Source organism: Xanthomonas hawaiiensis (assembly GCF_031834635.1).
Classification (GTDB): domain Bacteria; phylum Pseudomonadota; class Gammaproteobacteria; order Xanthomonadales; family Xanthomonadaceae; genus Xanthomonas_A; species Xanthomonas_A sacchari.
The window spans coordinates 3,527,949-3,546,026 of record NZ_CP115873.1 but is presented as its reverse complement, the minus strand read 5'-3'; the positions used below and the strand labels follow the sequence as shown (position 1 = coordinate 3,546,026).

At 56.1% G+C, this 18,078-nt stretch carries 11 protein-coding genes and 1 pseudogene; 6 read left to right on the top strand and 6 right to left on the bottom strand.

Annotated features, from left to right (window positions below):
- Positions 1-6: 6 nt before the first annotated feature.
- From PG878_RS15145 to PG878_RS15125, 5 genes and pseudogenes are all read left to right on the top strand, one after another.
- Positions 7-852, top strand: coding sequence for a hypothetical protein (locus PG878_RS15145; RefSeq protein WP_209031019.1), 846 nt, complete (start codon positions 7-9; stop codon positions 850-852).
- A 166-nt stretch (positions 853-1,018) separates the two neighbouring features.
- Positions 1,019-2,188: a hypothetical protein gene (locus tag PG878_RS15140; RefSeq protein ID WP_209031021.1), complete on the top strand. Its 1,170-nt coding sequence runs from the start codon at positions 1,019-1,021 to the stop codon at positions 2,186-2,188.
- Between the two features lie 35 nt (positions 2,189-2,223).
- Positions 2,224-2,617, top strand: a pseudogene (locus PG878_RS15135) (thermonuclease family protein); the annotation flags it as partial.
- Positions 2,618-2,707: 90 nt separating this feature from the next.
- On the top strand, positions 2,708-3,349 hold the full coding sequence (locus PG878_RS15130) for a DUF1629 domain-containing protein (protein ID WP_209031023.1): 642 nt from the start codon (positions 2,708-2,710) through the stop codon (positions 3,347-3,349).
- 32 nt (positions 3,350-3,381) lie between these two features.
- On the top strand, positions 3,382-5,961 hold the full coding sequence (locus tag PG878_RS15125; RefSeq protein WP_209031025.1) for an XVIPCD domain-containing protein: 2,580 nt from the start codon (positions 3,382-3,384) through the stop codon (positions 5,959-5,961).
- A 79-nt stretch (positions 5,962-6,040) separates the two neighbouring features.
- On the opposite strand, the gene PG878_RS15120 is transcribed toward PG878_RS15125, so the two are convergent.
- The 4 genes from PG878_RS15120 to PG878_RS15105 are packed head-to-tail and all read right to left on the bottom strand — an operon-like array spanning position 6,041 to position 13,434.
- Positions 6,041-6,769, bottom strand: coding sequence for a hypothetical protein (locus tag PG878_RS15120; RefSeq protein WP_244672577.1), 729 nt, complete (start codon positions 6,767-6,769; stop codon positions 6,041-6,043).
- Positions 6,770-6,784: 15 nt separating this feature from the next.
- Positions 6,785-8,989 carry a DEAD/DEAH box helicase gene (locus PG878_RS15115; RefSeq protein ID WP_209031027.1) on the bottom strand — a complete coding sequence of 735 codons (2,205 nt, stop codon included), beginning with the start codon at positions 8,987-8,989 and terminating at the stop codon, positions 6,785-6,787.
- A 3-nt stretch (positions 8,990-8,992) separates the two neighbouring features.
- Positions 8,993-10,291 carry an ATP-binding protein gene (locus PG878_RS15110; protein WP_209031030.1) on the bottom strand — a complete coding sequence of 433 codons (1,299 nt, stop codon included), beginning with the start codon at positions 10,289-10,291 and terminating at the stop codon, positions 8,993-8,995.
- Positions 10,288-13,434 carry a tellurite resistance TerB family protein gene (locus PG878_RS15105; protein WP_311185978.1) on the bottom strand — a complete coding sequence of 1,049 codons (3,147 nt, stop codon included), beginning with the start codon at positions 13,432-13,434 and terminating at the stop codon, positions 10,288-10,290. Before PG878_RS15105 ends, PG878_RS15110 begins: the two co-directional genes overlap by 4 nt.
- Positions 13,435-13,711: 277 nt before the next feature.
- Between PG878_RS15105 and PG878_RS15100 the strand changes: the two genes are divergently transcribed.
- A complete protein-coding gene (locus PG878_RS15100) occupies positions 13,712-15,469 on the top strand; it encodes a P-loop NTPase fold protein (protein WP_209031031.1) in 1,758 nt (585 codons plus the stop codon).
- A gap of 88 nt (positions 15,470-15,557) precedes the next feature.
- Here the strand turns inward: PG878_RS15100 and PG878_RS15095 are convergent, their stop codons facing one another.
- Together PG878_RS15095 and PG878_RS15090 are read right to left on the bottom strand one after the other, a co-directional pair.
- Entirely contained in the window at positions 15,558-16,145 is a 588-nt protein-coding gene (locus tag PG878_RS15095) for a hypothetical protein (RefSeq protein WP_209031032.1), read from the bottom strand.
- A gap of 167 nt (positions 16,146-16,312) precedes the next feature.
- Complete coding sequence (locus PG878_RS15090; RefSeq protein ID WP_244672578.1) at positions 16,313-17,704, bottom strand: site-specific integrase; 1,392 nt, start codon at positions 17,702-17,704, stop codon at positions 16,313-16,315.
- Between the last annotated feature and the right edge of the window lie 374 nt (positions 17,705-18,078).

Below are 18,078 nucleotides of genomic sequence, written 5' to 3'. Positions count from 1 at the left end.
CTTCATTTGCAAATTTCAAACGAAAAGCTAAGCCTGGCCCTGATTGACGAGATTTTCGTCAATCGGGGATTTTCCAGTATCCAAGGTGAGATGGCACTCGCAACGACTATTTTTGGGCCCGATAGCTATCATAAGTTTATTGAAAATCAATCTTCTCCGGAGCTTTTTGTCGCTGCTAAGGAGCGCGAGAGTGAGCTTGGCGTTCGACTTGACGAGTGGAATGCCACCTCTCGGGATGAAGTGAGTAAGGCCGTCGGTCTTATCTTGGATGATCCTATTCTTGATTTCTTGCGAAAGCGCAATTTGCTCGTGCGGTTCTTTCCTGAGCACCTCGGAAAGATGCTCTCTGCGCATCTGCCGGCCTATCAAGAAAGCGTCGAACAAGAGGTTGAGAACCTCTGTGTCGTCACGCGTGGAGCGGCCATCGATTTGAAAGGAGGCGAAGCGATTGTTGCGCGGAAGCAAATATTCAATGAGGTGGCGAGAGACGCCTTTGCGAAAATTGGGCTATCTGTTGCCGGCGAAAAGGATGGGATGCTTCACTTTTCTGGCGTCGGAAGCGACGGTGCCAAAATCTCGGCACAAATGGAGCCTTCATCCCTCACCAGGGTATATTCGACTCACACGTGGCCGACCATTCGATATTGGCCTTTGATGCAGTTTAGCTTCGTCGTCAAGAAGAGAGCTAAAGGCGAGAAGAAAGCGGCATTCATGATGCCACCTGAGGTCCAGTCACTAGCAGCGCTGCGTCTAGGAAGATATGAAGACAGTCACTCGTTAGAAATTGCTGTGCGCGCCTTGGCGTTGTGGATCGAATTGGGATTTTTCGGTGGCCCGCCCAAGAAGGATTGAAGTTTCGCTAGTATCCTGGCTGATCTACTCGATAGGCAGTAAACGAAACGCCCCGAGTTGATTGGGGCTTTTTTTGCGGGAGCATAGAAGATCTTGCCGTGCTGGTTCCGTTGGTCATCCGGTCGATCTAGGATGCTCTGGCTGGCACATCAAAGGCACGCCTTCTATGTATAAGCAGGTCAAGTTCACTCGGGAAGAACTCTACGAGATGGTTTGGGCGCGCCCTGTCCTCGTCCTTGCCAAAGAAATCGGCGTATCCGATGTCGCCCTCTCCAAGGCATGTCGAAAAGCAGGGATCCCACTTCCGAACAGAGGGCACTGGGCAATCGTGCGGACTGGCCGAACGGTCAAGCAGCCGCCTCTCCCTGATGCCAAGGAAGGGCAGCCGAGCGTCGTTCACTTCACCGTTGCCGAGAGCTCTTCTCCCAAACCACCTCGACCCGAGGTGCCGCTTGGGCCACCTGTTGCGGTTCCACAAGAACTCATCAAACCCCACCGCTTGATCGCTGAGGTCAAAGCGGCGGCAAAGGCTGCCCAGGAAGACAAGGGCGTCTTGCAGTTGAACTATCACAAGGTGCTTCGGCTCAGAACCTCGACGGCTCAGCTACCCAGAGCCTTGATCCTATTGGACGTCCTGATCAAGCAGTTTGAGGCCAAGGGCTGCAAAGTCCGCATCAACGATGAGCGCGCTTCAACAGAGTTGGTGTTGAAAGAAGGAACTGTATCCTTTCGGCTGAGCGAAAGAACCAAGCAAACGCCACCGCCACCGCCTCCACCTCGCCCGCCCGGACGAAGAGGAGAGTCTTACTACGAGCCATGGAGGCCAGCCTACATCTTGGTAGGAACAGGGGAATTTGCCTTGGAATTTGACCAATGGCTTGGCAACAGTCGCCACATTTGGAAAGATCGGGCAGGGAACCCCTTGGAGGCTCAGCTCCATGAGGTGATCGCAGAAGTCCCTGTGTGGGAAGACGCTTTGCGCACGCGTCGCTTGGAGAACGAAAAGCGAGCTGCTGATGCGCGAGAACAAGAAGCCAGGCACATAGAAGCGGAGCGGGTAACGGCAGTCTTGCGCACACAACGAGCCCGCCTGGTGCACAACATGCTTGCTTGGGAGCGCGCTGAGCGAATTCGCCACTTCATCTTGGCGGTAGAACAAAGCGCAGATCCGACGCCCCAAGCTCAGGCATGGCTAGCCTGGGCCAACGAACAAGTGGAGTGCTTGGATCCAATCGCCTCGTCTCTTTCGAACGTGATCAACCTAGACGTAAAGCTCGATCCTTACTTTAGTGGCTACTCGCACTGGAACAAACCGGAGAAGGACTGGTGGGATTGATCTTAGAACGGACTAGCGATGCATGCTCAGGCAATGGAAGGGTAGTCGCGGAGTGCTTCGTCCAGGGGCAATCCGTCAACCGTTGAATGGTGCACTCAGGCTGGGCGGTTGCTTATCGCCAATACGCCACGGCGTTCATCGCCGAAGAGGCCAACGCGAAGCAGCATCGGCGCAACCTCTGGCAGCGGCCCTTCCAGATGCCCGCCGACTACCGGCGCGGCAAGCGGGACCAGGCGGCCCGCCAGGCTCAGGTAGCCACGCCGCCGGTGTCCAGCGGATGTCGCATCAAGGGCAACATCTCCCGGCAGTGCAAGAAGATCTACCACGTGCCCGGTCAGCGGGACTAGGAACGAACCAGCATCGACCTGAGCCGTGGCGAGCGCGTATTCTGTAGCCTTGCGGGCAGGGTGGCACCCGGCAAAGCGCTGACATATCTTTGTCTGCCCAGGTGGAGGGCGGTGGCGGTAAACTCTGGCCGGTAAGGTGGGAGGCCATACCCAATTGGATGGGGCGAACTGCATGGAAACAATCATGACCAATCAGCCTAAGCCCGGTGCTTTCTACATGTTCGAAGTGGACATGGAAAGCGACAGGCGGCCCAGCGGTGTGAGGTTCGACAACCTCCGTCAGCTGCTGTCGCCACCCCGCTTGATCCTTCGTCCAGATGAAGGGGGCTTTCCTCATCTGCGCGAACAGCCGCGATTGACCTACGACCCCAGTTCGGGTCCAGAGCCTCGTGATCTGGAAGGTGGGTTCAGTGGCTACTGGCTGGTTTCGGAGCGACTTCATGACGTCATGCGCTTGGTCGATCGCAGTGCCTTTGCGTTCGCCGAGGTGGATTACCGTCTGGCTGACGGGACCCAGGGCTCGCGTCGCTTCTTGTGCGATGTTATTCAAGAGCTAGATGCCCTGGACGAAGCGTCATCGCGGCTAAAGATCAAGGTCAGTGACGAGTATGTGCGCGGGAAGTTCTACTCGCTGGGCGGTGGCGCCAGCTTGGTCTTCCGGCCAGAGGTCCTTGGGAATGCGCATGTGTTCCGGACACCCTTCAACCCTTCGGTGTTCTGCGATCAGGCGTTTAAGGATGCAGTGCGAGATGCCGGCATACCTTCTGACCCAGAAGTCAGCGGCATCTCTTTCATCGACGCATCGGATATCTGATCACCAGGCGACAAGGAAGGAGCCTATAGGCCATGCCGAACGATCGTCCGTTGTTCCAAACTCACCACGCCCTCGAACAGCAAGCCTTTGGGCGTGATCCGTTGTTGCAGGTGCTGGTGGATTCTGGTCGTTTGAGCAAAGACGCGACCACCAACCTGATCCATTTGCCCAACGACAAAGTGCTTGCGCAAGCATTGGGCGTGACGCCCCACACGGGCGGTCCCATCAAGGACTACCGCCTGGGGTTGAAGGATGCCCTGGAAGACTTGGCTTCCACGAAAGATGGCCTGGCGGCACTGCAAGGCGATCCGGACGCACTAGATCGGGTTGCTCAGAGAGTTCAACGCCTGAGCGATACCGCGCAGGTTGCGCTCATCAATGGCGAATTGCGCACGAACACCGCGTTGGGCGAGTCGATCGACCAAACGAGGAAGGTCACGCGGGACTTTTTTGCAGACCCGAACGACTACGCCACCAAGAACGCTGCCCAGTTGGGCACACACATCCAGTCCAGCCCCAATGCGCGCCAGTGGGGAGTGGTCACGCACAACGAAGGTCGCATCGTTTCGACCTTGGAGCACTTTCATAGTTCAGGACAGCCGTTGCTTGGTGGCGGCGACTTGGAGTTTCAGCGCAATAGCCTGTCGCAGGCCATTGCAGATGCTTATCACGGGGGCAAAGTCACGCTGTCGCCGCAGACCGTAGACGTCGTTGGAAGAACCTTGGGAGATGACGCTGCCAACAACCTGCGCCTGCCGCGCGGCCAGCGTGGCGAAGTCGCCGTAGAGCTGCTGATGGGCGAGGCTTCCGCGCGCGGCCTAACGCGTGCCGGCGGACTTTTGGCGACGGGGGCGGATGCGGTCATGACCGCACGCACCGCCTCGGCGCTGATGGAGCAGGGCAACACCACCGCTGCGCAGTCGGAAGTCAATCACGCCATTGCGCGCAACGCGGGCGGCTGGGCTGGTGGTGCGGCTACGGCCGCCGCACTAGGAAGCAGCAGCGGCTTTGTGCCTGCCGCCGTCGTGGTGGGCGACGCCGTGTTGATGAGCAAGGCCTTCGATAAGGCCGCGGATCTGAAAGAAAACCGCGACATCTTCCACCAGACCGATCGGGCCGGCGTGGACTGGCAGTTCAACGGACGGGATTGGGAGCGCCAAGGCGCGTTCGATCGCGCGGCTGATGGGCGCGAAGCCCCTGACCAAGTATCCGTCGGTGCCAGCTACGCCAAATCCCAGGAACTGGGCGCGATGGCCAATGCCAAGGCTGTCGAATTCGCCTTGGGCAAGGCGCCTCGGCCGCAGGACCCGTTCGACCTGCCTGCCCAGCCTGGCGATCGGATTGCTTTGGATAACCAGAACTGGCATCGCAATCCAGATACGGAGAAGTGGGAGCGTCAGATTAAGACCGGCGTGGATGGTGCCAACGACCGGGGCGTCTATGAGCCCCAGATCGCGAATGCAGAGCAGGCGCAGCGCCTGAACCAAGAAGCCTTGGCGCGGATCGAGGGCAACATCACCAATGGTCGCGAGGCCATCGCCGAGGCCTACCTGGAAAGCCATGCCGCCCAGCGTGGGCAAGACTATGGGGTCGGCGTTCCTGCCGCCGTGGAAAGTGCTCGTGCCAAGCAGGACCGGGTGCAAGGCCACGATGGTCAGACCTATCAACGCAATGAGGCCGGGCAGTGGCTTGGGAAGGACGGAGTGGCCACCGGCAACTTGGCGGTGGAGCTGGAACTCACCAATCAGATGCGCCAGCCCTCGCTGAAACGCGCGCAGGAGACCTTGGCGGCCATTGAGGCTCGTCCTGCACCCACCCCTGAGCAGATGGAGCGCAACGAGCTTTTGCACCGCTACCGCGCTGCCGGCGTCGACCTCAATGCTCAGGAACACAACTTAGAGGCGGTCAAACTCGCCACTGAGCGCACGAAAGAGACCGAAGGCCTCACTGGCCCGACGATGCAGCAGCTAAAGCCGAACGAGCAGGGGCAATACGGCTACGACAGTCCGATCGTGCACTACCAGGTCGAGCATGATGGCGTGGCCCATCAGGTCGCATTGACCACGCCTGAGGAGTTGCGTCAGGCCAAGGCCGAACTGAGCCAGCCCGCCATGGCGCATGTGCCAACGCTGGCGACGGTCTCTGTGACTGCGCCAACCCGCAGTAAAGAGCAGGAAGCCGAACCGGCTCAGGAAAGAACGCCAGCTGGTCCATTGCTAGCCGACAACCCCGCTCACCCAGACCATGCGACCTATCAGACGATCCATTCCTGGGTGAAGGGCACCGGGAACTGGAACGAGGAAGAGAGCCGGAACGTCTCAGCGGCGCTTTACAAGCAGCAAGCGGAGGATCCTCTGGTCAAGCGGGTGGATCGGGTGACCGGTGCGCTGGGCAAGGACGGGGCCGAGAACGTGCTGGCGGTCTACGCGCCGTTTGGCGACAAGTTGCCGATCTTCCATGCCCGCGTTGATGGACGGGAAGCAGCCCAGCAGCCAGCCGAGCAGAGTCTGCAGCAGGCGGAGGTCATCAAGCAGGATCAAGTGCGTCAGCAGCAGGTGGAGATGACCCAGAAGCAAGTGCAAGAGCAGGCAGCGCCGACTCGGGGGATGTGAAGCAGGGCGACGGATGCACGTCCATGTCTGCTTCCGCGCAGAGGATGCTCGGTTCCTCAGGCGCTCATGACACCGGCTTTCATGGCGTCACCCGTCGAATTTCCCAGTCACCACGAGACAGTGTTCGGACTTGATGAAGATCAATGTCGTAGATGGCGATCAGTTCAGCGCTGCTGGCGATGATGTGGCCCCGGACTTTGGGTTTGCCGTCTTCCCAAAGTTCTGTTTCAACCTTCGAAATAGGGCCTAGTAGCTGTTGTTTTTCTTTTGTTGCCTGCTTGATACCCGCTCGCTCTCCTGCTAGTCCGGGCATAATGGCCACAAGCAATCCAACAAGATATAAGAACGCCACCGAGTAAATCGCTAATGCGGCAAACCAGCCGGACATAATAATGTTAATAAGCCATGGCCGCCTTTGAATGAACGGAACGAACTCTTTGCTTTGTGGTCTCGTGGGAAGTCGGTAAAGCCAGATTGCGATCCAAAGCATGAGGAAAACGACGGCCGGAAGTTGCCAGGGGACAGATCGGAGGATTCCGACCCCTTGAAGCACAATCGCGTAGTAGCCACGAACAACCTTCCAGTCTGCAGATTGTGGAAACAGGTCGGACTGAACGCCCCAAGCATCGAGATAGCTCGTGTAGGCAACATGCCCACAACCGTGAAGCACGATCCCAGCCAGCGTTGTCATCGCAGCGATGCTGCCGATCAACGTGGTGATGGACCACGACCGCTTGGAGGACGCCTTGTTCGCGTCTTCTGGCGATGGGCTGGAACGCTTCGATCGGACAATTTCGATGTGGCGCATGGCTTCTATAGTCGATCAAGTGCAAGACAAAAAGCTGCTCCTTAGCCACCCCATTGCCTCGTCAAGGTCTAGGTTCGAGCTGGCGTAGGACACTTGGAGTAGGCGGGGTGAAAGCAGGTGGTCCCACTTTTGGCTGGCTAAATTTTTCGCGCTTGCCAACAACGCGTCGATGGTAGGCGCTGGTTCGGCGGCGATCGCTTTGAGTGCTATCTCGATGCCTTCAAGCGCGATGGGACCACGTGTGATCTCAACGCCCAGCCGGCTGCTTTGTGCCTTGAAGTCCCTGGCATTGAGCAAACAGGCAATGGCCTCATTGGCGGCATCACCCAGCCAGGTTAGAAGCAAGATGTCGCTTCCCCTGTCCAGAAATAGTCGGTTGTCTAAGTCGTAGTGTTGATAGCTTGCGCGTCCTTCGTCCATGAAGCGCTGTGCGCACGCGTCAACGAAGCTTGGCGTCAGGCTGCCTCGGTAGATCTCACGCATGGTCTGGCGCACCTGAGTGTGCACGCGCCCGGCACCACCGCTAAAAAGCGGCGGCGCGCCGCTTCTAGTGGCGGACACATAGATCGTCTTCTGTGCCTCATCGATCTGGTCGATCACCCAGGTGCGTCCGCCGAACAAGATGCGCTGGCCGGTCGTGAGCATTTGAGAGACGGGCAGAGTGCCAAGCGGCTTGCCAGCGGCAACGATCCGGAACTCCTCATCGACCGTGAACGCCGCATAGAACGAGTAGTGGTTGACGATCCGATCACCGACAGGGCCGTGTAGCAAGAGCCCTGATCCATCTTGGATGAGGATGTCCTGTTGCCCTAGGAGGCGCAGCAGTTCCATGAAAGCATGCTTCGACACGCGATCAAACGGTGCTTGGGAGCCGCAAAGCAACTGATAGGCTTGCGCTGGATGGATCCCGCCATACTGCGCAATCACAGACAGGAGCTGCTGGATAAAGGTCGAAAGATGCGCTCCTTTAACCACAGGTGGCTCATACCACCTTTCGGTAAGCAGCGTGACGACTGCTAGAGTCTGGATCGTATCGAGCCTTAGGCGCGTTTGTAGGTCTGCTTGGGAGTCAAGGGCATCTTCAATCACATAGCCGCGCAAGATGGCCGGCTCGCCTTTGCGTCTTCCGGATCGCCCCATGCGCTGGCGAAGACTGGCAACAGTGGGTGGAGTGCCGACTTGAGCGACGCTCTTGACCGCACCAATGTCGATACCAAGTTCCAATGTGTTGGTGCAAACGGCGGTCGCGGGATGATCCTTTTGTTTGAGCGCAGCCTCAGTGTCGTAGCGAATTTCCTTAGAAAGACTCCCGTGGTGAGGCCAAAACTCACGCGGCACGCCCGCTTCTTCACACAGCTTGTTGAGCAAATGGGTGTAGCGCTCGACTTCGCGGCGACTGTTAGGAAACACCAAGTTGTTGCTGCCGCGAAGGGTTTGAAAAAGATGCTGTGCCACAGCTAATGGCGCCATCTTCTCTTTCTCCTTCTGCTTTTGACCGTCTTCTGCCTCGCGTGGAGGCACGGGTTCTTCGAAGCCTTTGACCACAAGAAGAAGTTCTGAATCTTCCGATGGCGCATCGACGATTGCAGCCATGCCTTGGGGCCTCAGGAACCGTGCCGCAGCTTGCATGTCTCCGAGGGTTGCTGACAGCCCAATTCTGGGCACGGCGCGATCAATGACTGTATCGATCCGATGCAGCAGAGATTGAAGCTGCTTGCCACGCTCGCTACCGATGAAGGCGTGCAGTTCGTCCACCACAAAGTAGGCCAGATGCTTGAAGATGCCTGCGACCGAAGTGCCTCGGTTGCAAAGCATTGCCTCAAGAGACTCGGGTGTGATCAGAACGACACCGTGCGGCTTCTTGAAAAAGAGCTGCTTGCTTGTGCTGCTGATGTCCCCGTGCCATGGCCACACCGGGATGTCTAGATCTTCGCACAGCCTCTCCAATCGCCCAAACTGATCATTGATCAGCGCTTTCAAGGGACTGATGTAGACGATCAGTCCCGGTGGTGACTGCTGTTCAAGATAGGTCAAGGCCGGAAGGAAGGCCGCTTCGGTTTTGCCCGAGGCGGTGCTGGCAGCCACGATCACATCTTGATCGGCAGACAGGATCAAAGGGATGGCCATTTCTTGGACTGCCCGCAGCGCTTCCCACTGCTCCGCCCACAGATAGCGCTGGATGCCCGGCGATAGAAGAGAGAAGGCGCTGGACCGGCTCATCGATCAGATCTTGAACGAGGCCAGCTCGTCATCCCCTTGAACAGCCAGATCTTCTTCGCCGCCGTGGTCTTCCTTGACCTCAACTTCCCCGATCAACGCTTGCCAAGCCGTGCCGGGGTTTTGTTCCAAGACCGCCAAGAGGTTGATGAACGCCGTGATGGTGGTGCGAGGGGTGCGGAAGAAGCTGTCCCCAATCCGGTTGGCGCAGTGCTCCATGAATTGATGGATTGCTTCATCAGGCAGCAGATACTTCTCCGCATCGCCGCCTGCGTAGACATGACGGATCTTGGTCAAAAGCACATAGAAGTCTTCCGCAGTAAGGCTCGAAAGCCGCACCACAGGTCCGGAGAAATCGACCAGCCCTTCCTTGGCAAAGGCGTTTTGGGCCAAACGGCTCTGAAGGGCCTGATAGCTGTAAACGCCACGCCGCGTGTCCATCAGGAACTCGGGCGTGCCACCCAACACGAAGCCAAGACCGACTGCTGTGCCTTGGAAAGAGTCATTGAGCATGCGCAAGATCTGCTCATAGTTCGAGTTGCGCGCCTGTGCGTTGGCAAGCTTATAGAGATTGACCAGTTCGTCCAGACAAACCAGAAGACCGCTAAATCCAGCTAGGCGCACAAAGCGCCCCATCAACTTGAGCTGATCGTAGACCGAGGCGTCATCCACGATTGAGCGCACACCAAGCGCGGCTTTGGCATCGGTCTTGGTGGAAAATTCGCCACGCAACCAGCGGATGGCATCGGATTTGAGTTGCTCGTTGCCCTCCTCAAAGCCTCTGCAATAGGCAGCGATTACATCCGCGAAGTCATAGCCGTTAACGAGTTCCGTCAGTTGTTCAAGCTTGGCACGGATCACCTGCTCGGTCGGAACATCCTTTGCCTTGGCTTCGGACTTGGCAGTTGCAATGAACTTCTCCACGATCCCAGGCAAGGCGCCACCGTCTGGCTTCGTGCGTGTGGACAAGTTGCGCATCAGCTCCGCATAGAGCGATCTTGCCTGGCCACCGGAGGCATGCAAACGCCGGTCTGGATTGAGGTCAGCGCTAGCGACGACGAGCTTGCGCTCCATGGCAATGGCGCGCACTAGGTTGAGGAAGAAGGTCTTGCCGGCACCGTATTCACCAACAACCAGGCGGAATGAGGAGCCGCCGTCGGCCAAACGATCGATGTCGCTGACCAGCGTTTCGACTTCGCGGATGCGCCCAACCTGGATCAGGTGCTGACCCGCACGCGGAACGACACCCGCCCGCAATGACTGGATGACGGCGTCACGGTCCTTGGCACGAATAGGGTTGCTCATTGCTTGATTTTCTCGATGAACTCTGGGTTGATCTCCACGGGACCGTCGCCCTCGGAGAAGGGGATGTCATAGGCATCAAACGAGGCGTCGTTGATGTGTTCAAGGGCGCCATCGAGCATGAGTTCCAGATCCGAAGCGCCATCTTCAAGCTCGGCGCGCGTCCAATCAGGTCGGGACAGCATGAGGCGCAGCAGTGCGCTATGTGCTTCGTCCAGTCCCAACAAACCTGGCGTGGTGGTCGTATCCTTCGGTGGCAAAGCGGATACCACCGGCTCGGTGACGGGTTCGGGGATATCCTCGGTGAAGATGCCAGCCAGGAGGGCAGAGACCTTGGCGGTGTCTTGTTGAAGCTCGGCAATGCGCTTGGGATCCAGGCGAAACTGCTTGACCGGCGCGGTTGGGGCGGCGCTTCGTCCCGTGCTCACGGCGTGCACGTCAGTAAAGACGCGCTTGGTCTCTACGCCAAGCGCTTTGTAAACCTTCTCCAAGAAGCGCATCTCTTCCGGGGACACCCAGCCATCAACCTGAGCCAAGGTGGCCATAGAGCCTGCAATGGCTTCTTTGGTGCTTGTATCCAGTGGATCGATCTTCTTTTTAAGTGACGCCAGCGTAATCGGCGATTGACTCAGCCAAACCAGATGCGCGCGAAGGCGTCTGTGGTCAGCTGAGCTGAGGTGACTCCACGCATCGATTTCTCGACCCAGGTGCTCAATCTCGTGTGCGCTGAACTCGCCATCGGCTTGTGCAACAGTGGAGGCCAGTTGCAAGGTTAGCAGCGCAGTTTGGTATGCGCTGCTTTGGGCTTGATGGGTTTGCCCTGGTAAAAGTGCAAACAAGACGACAGGATCAGCGCCACTCGGCGCGCGTGCACCTTCGAGCAGATTGGGTTCCATCCCGATATGGGCTGCTTCCAAGGCCCTGGCCAGATCGCGGATCTTCTCCCGATTGAGCGCTCCTCCAGCGTTGCCGAAGCGATCGGCGAGTTGGTGAAGGGGCAGGGTGATCGTGGTGTCTTGAACAGTGCTCAGCAGAGATTGAAGCGCTGCTTTGGATGCAGTTGGCCAGATGCTGGAAGGCAGTTGCAACAATCCATCTAAGGTATGCCGCGCTTCGGGGTTCTTGCCGACCAGGCGACTGAGCGGGCCAAGTTCATCGGTGCACTGCTGGACGATCTCATTGAGCTTCTTGATCGGCGCGCTGAGCGCGGTCACATCCGGAGTCTCGCCAAAGGCTTTGGGCTCGGGACTGGCGCCGTAGAACGCTGGCGAGATCGGGCGTCGAGAAAATTTGAGTTTGGTCCGGTTCTTCGGCAGAACTAGCCCTGGGCCAAAAAGTTCTTGATAGCGCTCGACGAAGAGCTGATCGAATTCGTCTGCACAGCGAGAGGCTGCGGTGCGGAGAGGGATCTCTGGACTTAGGCGTGCCCAGGCAAGGGCAAGGTGTGAAGGGACTGGCGCGCGATCTAGCGAACACTGCCCCAAGGCCAAGCGAAGGTAGAAGGGAAGCTCATCGGTTCGCTGGAAGCTCGGAAGTGGCTTTGTGTAGAGCTTGCCGTCCACCTCATCCAGTGCCATCCAATCGAGCAAGCCGTTTGTGTAGCCTCGGATGGGGCCATAGCTCTTTCCGTAGACCGCATCAATCTGCCGAAGCGCCACCTTGATGGCAGGCCAGTCCCGCTTGGAATCAGGTTCATTGACGCCATCGACCAAGACCCGCCGTTCCAGACCAAACAGGAAGAGGTGGACATACCCGATTGCGCATTCTGGATCGGACCGATCGGAAGCTAGCCAGTTCAGGTAAGCGCGCCTGGAGAAGACCGAGAGGTCGGCGTAGCTGTTCCAGTAGCCATCGAGGTGGCGATAATTGCCCTGAGGAGCAACCGCCAAGACTGCGTTGACCAAGCTGGGCTCGGTTCGCCCGCTTGGCGTGCTCAGGCGCACCCCGGTGTAGAACAAGCCGCCTGAGATCGTCACGCCACCAATTTCGATGGTCTCGTCCGGAGAGATCCACCTGGTCTGCGCCCAACCTTCTGGGGGTCTGGGAAGGGAGAACTCCTGGGGCGCAGCATTGCTGGCGATGCTGGTGCGGTGAAGCTCCTCTTCTGGTTTCGAGGTTGCGCGCCAAGCGGGCGGCAGGGGAGGTGGAATGGAGGTTGCGCGCGCCTCATGGCTTGCCGCAGGAATGGGTGGCAAGGGTGGCACCGGGGACACTTCTAGGGAAGGCTGAGGAGGGATCGGCGGCGGTTCGCTTGTGAGGCGCTCTTCCTCAGTGTGGCTGCCGGCACGCTCTGCCTGTTGAGTGGTCGATCCTCGGGCCGCTACCACCTGCATGGCACCGAGAAGATTGCCAATCGGATTGCGCGATACCAATGGTGGCTCGGGCGCTTCCACGGCGTTGGGCGTATCTGGATCCTCTGGCATTTCGATGGCAGCAGGTGCCGCTGCAACAGGGCGCGGTCGGCTTGGCGTAGGCACGATGATGCGGGGAGCATCGGATGCGCTGTCGTTGGTTGAAGAGGCGGGGCGGGGCGACAAAGCTGGGGAAGCTTGTTGGCTGATTTCTCCAAAGCGACTACTTGAAGGCTGGAAGATAGAGGTAGCTTGGGAGAGAGCGCCCGTGTCTGGTTCTGGCACCGGCACAACGCTACGGGAAGCGGTAAGAGACTCGTGACGCGCCGAGGTGGTGGCATCATGCTGCTTGGCAAGATGTGCCATCGCCAATTGCAGGTTGCCTGGGCGTGGGGAGGAGTCTGGTGACGCGTCAATCGGGGGAGAGGCCGTGCTGCCCTCGTCGAATGCCGGCCGATGGTCGGGAATTTGGGCGGGGGATGATGGGCTTGTAGGCTGTGCTGCTAGGTGATCGGTGGCAACACCGATCTTTGGCGCCTGCTTGGCTTCTTGCTGCAAAGAGGGGGGATTAGGCAGCGCCGCCAAAGCGGTCGACGTTGGTCGACGGGACTTGGACGAGACAGATTTCCGCTGAATTAATTCAGAAAGTGTCGGCTCGTTGGTGGTTGGTGCGGCTGACTTCTTTTGAGCCTGCCACTTCACGACCAGATAGATCACCAGGGCGATAGCAAGCGAAATCCCAATCGCGATCCAGACTTGCTTGGGCACCATCGCGATGATCGCGAGTGCGATCACGATGAGTGCTAGTCCTGGGTTTTGCTTCTTCCTGCGCCTCGCCATTTGGCCCCCTGCCGACGGCGGATCTCCCTTGTGTGATTGTAACGCGACATGATTGGTTGGGGTGCTGTAGACAAATTGTAGATGGGGCTTGCTTTTTAGGTGGTGCCAGAAACAAGGTTGATGCGGCTGCTGCAGGTGAACTTTTCAGCACTGGATATAGCTAGTCTCTCCCATTTGGGGTGGAACAGATTAGTGGTCAGCTCATGGCCGACAAATCAGCAAGGAGCGGAGCGTGAAACAGCTCGATTCATATATAGAAGGTCCGCAGCCGGGGTATGCCATGCTGATTGGAGGAAGCTGGGGCGTGGGAAAGTCCTTTGTCTGGCAGCAATATGCTGGCCAACTAAAGCAAATCACACCAATTACGATTTCAGCCGCAGGTCTTCAGACAGCAGAAGATCTTGAGCGTGCTCTATTTCAGGCCTCAATCAGTGATTTGGGTCCAAAGCCAATGATTGAGTTAGGCTCAGTAGTGGGGAGAGCCCTGCTGCGCGTCGTGAAGGTCGATCCCAACGACATCAAGCTAAAGGCTGATGTGACAGGTGGACGTAGTGTCATATGTATAGATGATATTGAGCGGTTTGCAGGTGATTTCAACGTCATCTTCGGGTTTATGGTTAATTTGATTGATGTTAATGGCGTTCACTGCGTGCTTATCGCCGATGAGGAGCGAGCCAATGAACGATTTAAGAATGAATATGGGAAATATAAGGAGAGGATTGTTGGCAAGACAATCGTGTTGCAGCCAAACATTCATGATTTTTGTGATCAGGTAATAAAGGGATTTGCTAATCAGCAAGTTCGCGAGGCAATGCTTGCTGGCGCTGAAAGACTCGTTGCCCTGATTGAAGGTGCCAAGTTGAGAAATCTTCGGGCAGTTAGATTTTTTCTAACTGAAATGGAGATTGTGTTGAGGTCACTGTCGCCTGGCCTTGTAAGCCGCGCTATCGCGAGTTCTTTGCCAAGTGCATTGCTTTTTTGGATTGGTGCAACAAGTAAGGATGCCGGGAATATTAAGTCTGTAGAAAGGGCTTTTTTAGACCAGTCTATCGATTTAGAGTTGGCTACGCGCATTTACGAAAAAAGAAAAAGTGGCCGAGGAGATGATAAAGCTGCGCCTGACGATATAGATAAATTGTCGGACCTATTGAATGAGCTTGGGTTATCCCAGGAACATGGCAATTGGCCGACATCCCCTGCTTTTGTGGACCATATATTGGGCTTGGAGCGTGCCGATTACCGCCAGTTGAGTATTGATTTTGGCTTGGTTGAGGCGGCGGTGCAGCCTTATGATCCCATTTCTGTAATCAATCATTACGCCACTCACACTGATCAGGATGTTCAGGCGGCAATTAAGATTGCATATGATGAATTCCATAGAGATCCCGCTGAATTCACGCGTCTTTTTCATATCTATCGAATTTTGGACTACATGTCGTCTCGCGGAATCTTCTCCATCCCACAAGATGAATGGAGAAGGGAGGTAATGGAAAGGTTGACGGCTCTAATTGCCGAGCCGCACAGGGTGACTCCAGGGGTATTTGAAATTTTCCCTGGAAGCTATGATCCGGAAGAACAGCCTGTCCTCGAGAAGTTTGAGCAAGTGCACAATGCGGCTCTTGGTTTAAGAAAGGCAAATGATCGAAACGACGCCCTGGCTGCATTGCTGGATGGGAGTGCCATGGGCATTGACGCAACAATTAGCCCTCTTCTTGTGGCTGCAGAAGGCTCTGAGTCCGAGCTTTTAGCAAAGCTGCGTATGGCTGGAGTGCATGCTGTTCTGCGCTTGAAAGAGATACTTCGCAAGCGGCTTGCCATCGCAAATGTAGCAACTTACGTTAAGGTGGATCGTGCTTCGGCGATTGTGCTTGCAGATCATATTGAGGATGGCTTGAACGTAGCAAGACCGATGCTCATATTGGAATCGGAACTCAAAGAGCTTGCGTGGACATTAAGGCGATTTGCCGACCATGTAGGTGCTGGAAACTGATTGAGTGAGCCCTGCGTTCTTCATTCTTTCTATTTATTGAAAGGTCATCAATGGCTGGTGATTGCATTGCATTTGTGTAAGTGCTAATTCAGTGTCGAAGGGTTAAAAAATTTGCAGTTGCCTCTTCGAGTTTTTTAAGTTCCTTGGTGACCGTAGTCCACGCCTCATCAAAGCGTGCGCTGGTTTTGGCAAGATCGGAAAAACTTTCCTTTAGTGCCATTATAGCAGCCTCAATCTCCATACTTTTTTGGTCAGGAGATCGAGCCTTAGCCTCTTGCAGTGCATTAATTTTAAGTAAGCGCTCTTGGCGACTCTTCTTAAGTATGTCTTGCTGTATATTAAGTTTCTTCAGGGCATCAACGAGCCTCTCTGATATATTTTTTATGCGTTTATTGAAGAGGAAGCCTGCTTCTCGAGCCAGATCAGGTAGAGTAAAAATTTCTTCTTCCTTTGCGGAGCCTGCTGCTATTCGGTCTACCCGTCGGCGAAGTTCTTTCACTAGCTGGAAGCGCCTTTCGAAAAGATCGGATTTTAACTTATTTCGAGCAGTTCGCCATTGCTGCCAAGCGACATATGCGACGGTAGCAGCAAGCGCTAGCTGCCCCGTAGCTGTTGCGAATTTAAGCTGTAGGTCAGTAAAGCCTAGGACTGTTTCGGCGATGACTTGGGCGCTCATAAAATAGTTTCTTGATCCATTGCCGTCAGCGAGCCTGCGTCCGCTGATATGAAGATAACGCTCTATCACCGGTTAGTGAGTTAAGTGGTCATACATCATCGCTGTATCCTTTCCCTCTATAGGAATTGATGAGTTTCGGGTGGGGCGAATCATTGAGCTTTGAGTAATCAAGGATACACTCTTGCCCCTTTGCAAAGCCGCTCTTTGAACTGCCCGCGCATGTAGGTAGGCAGCGTCACAGCCGGCTGATAGTGGCCAAGCGCTTCGACTTGGATCTTCCGAGTGTTCCCGGCCGATTTGTGCACGTAGTTGTCCTGCAGAACGGGAGCCTTTTTGTTGAGCGCATGGCCTGTGATCAAGGCAATGTGCTCCACGCGCACGCCCTTCGCATCAAGCTCCGTCGCAAGCGTGTGCCGGAACGCATGCGATCCGATCCCTTTGCCAAAGCCAAGCTCCTTCAGATACTTCGCGAACTGGTTGACGAAGCCTTGGCTGTAGCGCCCGTTTGGCTCGCCGGTCTTGCGGCAGGTGCCAGCCGATAGGTTAGGAAAGAGGCGAGGGTGGCCAGACGCCTTGATGTCGGCCAAGAAGTCGAGGAAGCCGGCCTCGATGAGGCTTGGGTGGATTGGCACCTTGCGGATCGCGCTCTTGCCTTTGAGGCTTTGCCGGCTGCGTTTGCCTGCGCTTTGCGCCAGGTCCTCGTCCACCGTCTTCTGGATCGAGAAGCACCAGACTCCTTGGTCTTGAACGATGTCGCTGGCTTTGAGCTGCGCGATCTCATTGATCCGCGCGCCTGTGTAAAGCGCAATGAGCGGGCACCACCACCGATGAGGGTATTTCTTCGCCCATGGCACAAAGGTCTCGGGGTTGAAGATCTTCTGAATTTCCTCGGGTGAGAGCAGCCGCTCGGGCTCATCCTGATCAGCCAGGAGTTCTTCCTTGGCCGGCTTGAACGCATCCATGGGCGAATGCGGGATGGCACGCGCCTTGACTAACGTGTTGAAAAACGATGCGAGGAAGCGCCGATGCAGTTCGAGTGTTGCGTTGGCCGGCTGTGGCCGTCCTTGACGTTGACCTTTGGCGATCAAGGCTTCGACGCTCAATCCATGATGTTTGGGGTTGGTCATGAAATCTTCGGGCGCCCAACGCAGCAAGTCCCACATCTGGTAGATATGCGTGTGATCAATCCGGGCAACGGACGTGTTGCCACTCACACGCTGCAAGATGGCAAGCGTTCGACGATAGGCCTCGATCGTGGTGGTGCGAAGGTTCTGCCGCTCCTTGTCTTTCAGGAAGTCGTCGACCTCTTCAGAGAGGAGTCGCGCCGGAGTGGCCAAGGGCAGAGGTTCGGGATATCGAGTTCCGGATCGGCGAAGCCGGCGGAGCTTTTCATGGTGGTCGTAAGTCGCTTGGACCAGGTCTTGAAGGTGGAGCGCGCCAGCGCGGTCTTGAACGACCATATCTGTGAATTCGACTTTGCCGATACGAATGCTTCGGATGAATAACTGACCTTTGGGCTGTTGCAAATATTGATGAAGTTGAGAGTGACGAAAGTTCATCTACGATCCAATTTTGAGGAGGTAGACGTTTGATAAGGGGAGGGAATTTTCTGTCAATGATAAAATAAGACAGAAATTTCGTGCCGGTGATTGCCTAAGGTGACCTCGATGATTGCTGCCCAAGCACCTTAATTTTCAGTTTGACTTCGATAAGTTATTTTATCGAGAAACTATATACGTCAATGATTGCGGCTTTGTAAATGAGCTTGAAACCATCAATGCGCGTGTAGTGTTTAAAAGTAACAAAAGGGCGGAAAGTGAGAGGGATCTCACGCAAATGAAATGAACGCAATATAAATAGGGTGGCGCTTGCCTCATCTAATAATTCTTAAGAAGGCAGTTAGGCAATCTCAATTTTCTCCGAATTCGGGTAT

Excerpts from the sequence above, each read along its gene's own strand:
- PG878_RS15140 (WP_209031021.1), top strand. The coding sequence starts at position 1,019 with ATGTATAAGCAGGTCAAGTTCACTCGGGAAGAACTCTACGAGATGGTT.
- PG878_RS15130 (WP_209031023.1), top strand. The coding sequence starts at position 2,708 with ATGGAAACAATCATGACCAATCAGCCTAAGCCCGGTGCTTTCTACATG.
- PG878_RS15125 (WP_209031025.1), top strand. The coding sequence starts at position 3,382 with ATGCCGAACGATCGTCCGTTGTTCCAAACTCACCACGCCCTCGAACAG.
- PG878_RS15120 (WP_244672577.1), bottom strand. The coding sequence starts at position 6,769 with ATGCGCCACATCGAAATTGTCCGATCGAAGCGTTCCAGCCCATCGCCA.
- PG878_RS15115 (WP_209031027.1), bottom strand. The coding sequence starts at position 8,989 with ATGAGCCGGTCCAGCGCCTTCTCTCTTCTATCGCCGGGCATCCAGCGC.
- PG878_RS15110 (WP_209031030.1), bottom strand. The coding sequence starts at position 10,291 with ATGAGCAACCCTATTCGTGCCAAGGACCGTGACGCCGTCATCCAGTCA.
- PG878_RS15095 (WP_209031032.1), bottom strand. The coding sequence starts at position 16,145 with ATGAGCGCCCAAGTCATCGCCGAAACAGTCCTAGGCTTTACTGACCTA.
- PG878_RS15090 (WP_244672578.1), bottom strand. The coding sequence starts at position 17,704 with ATGAACTTTCGTCACTCTCAACTTCATCAATATTTGCAACAGCCCAAA.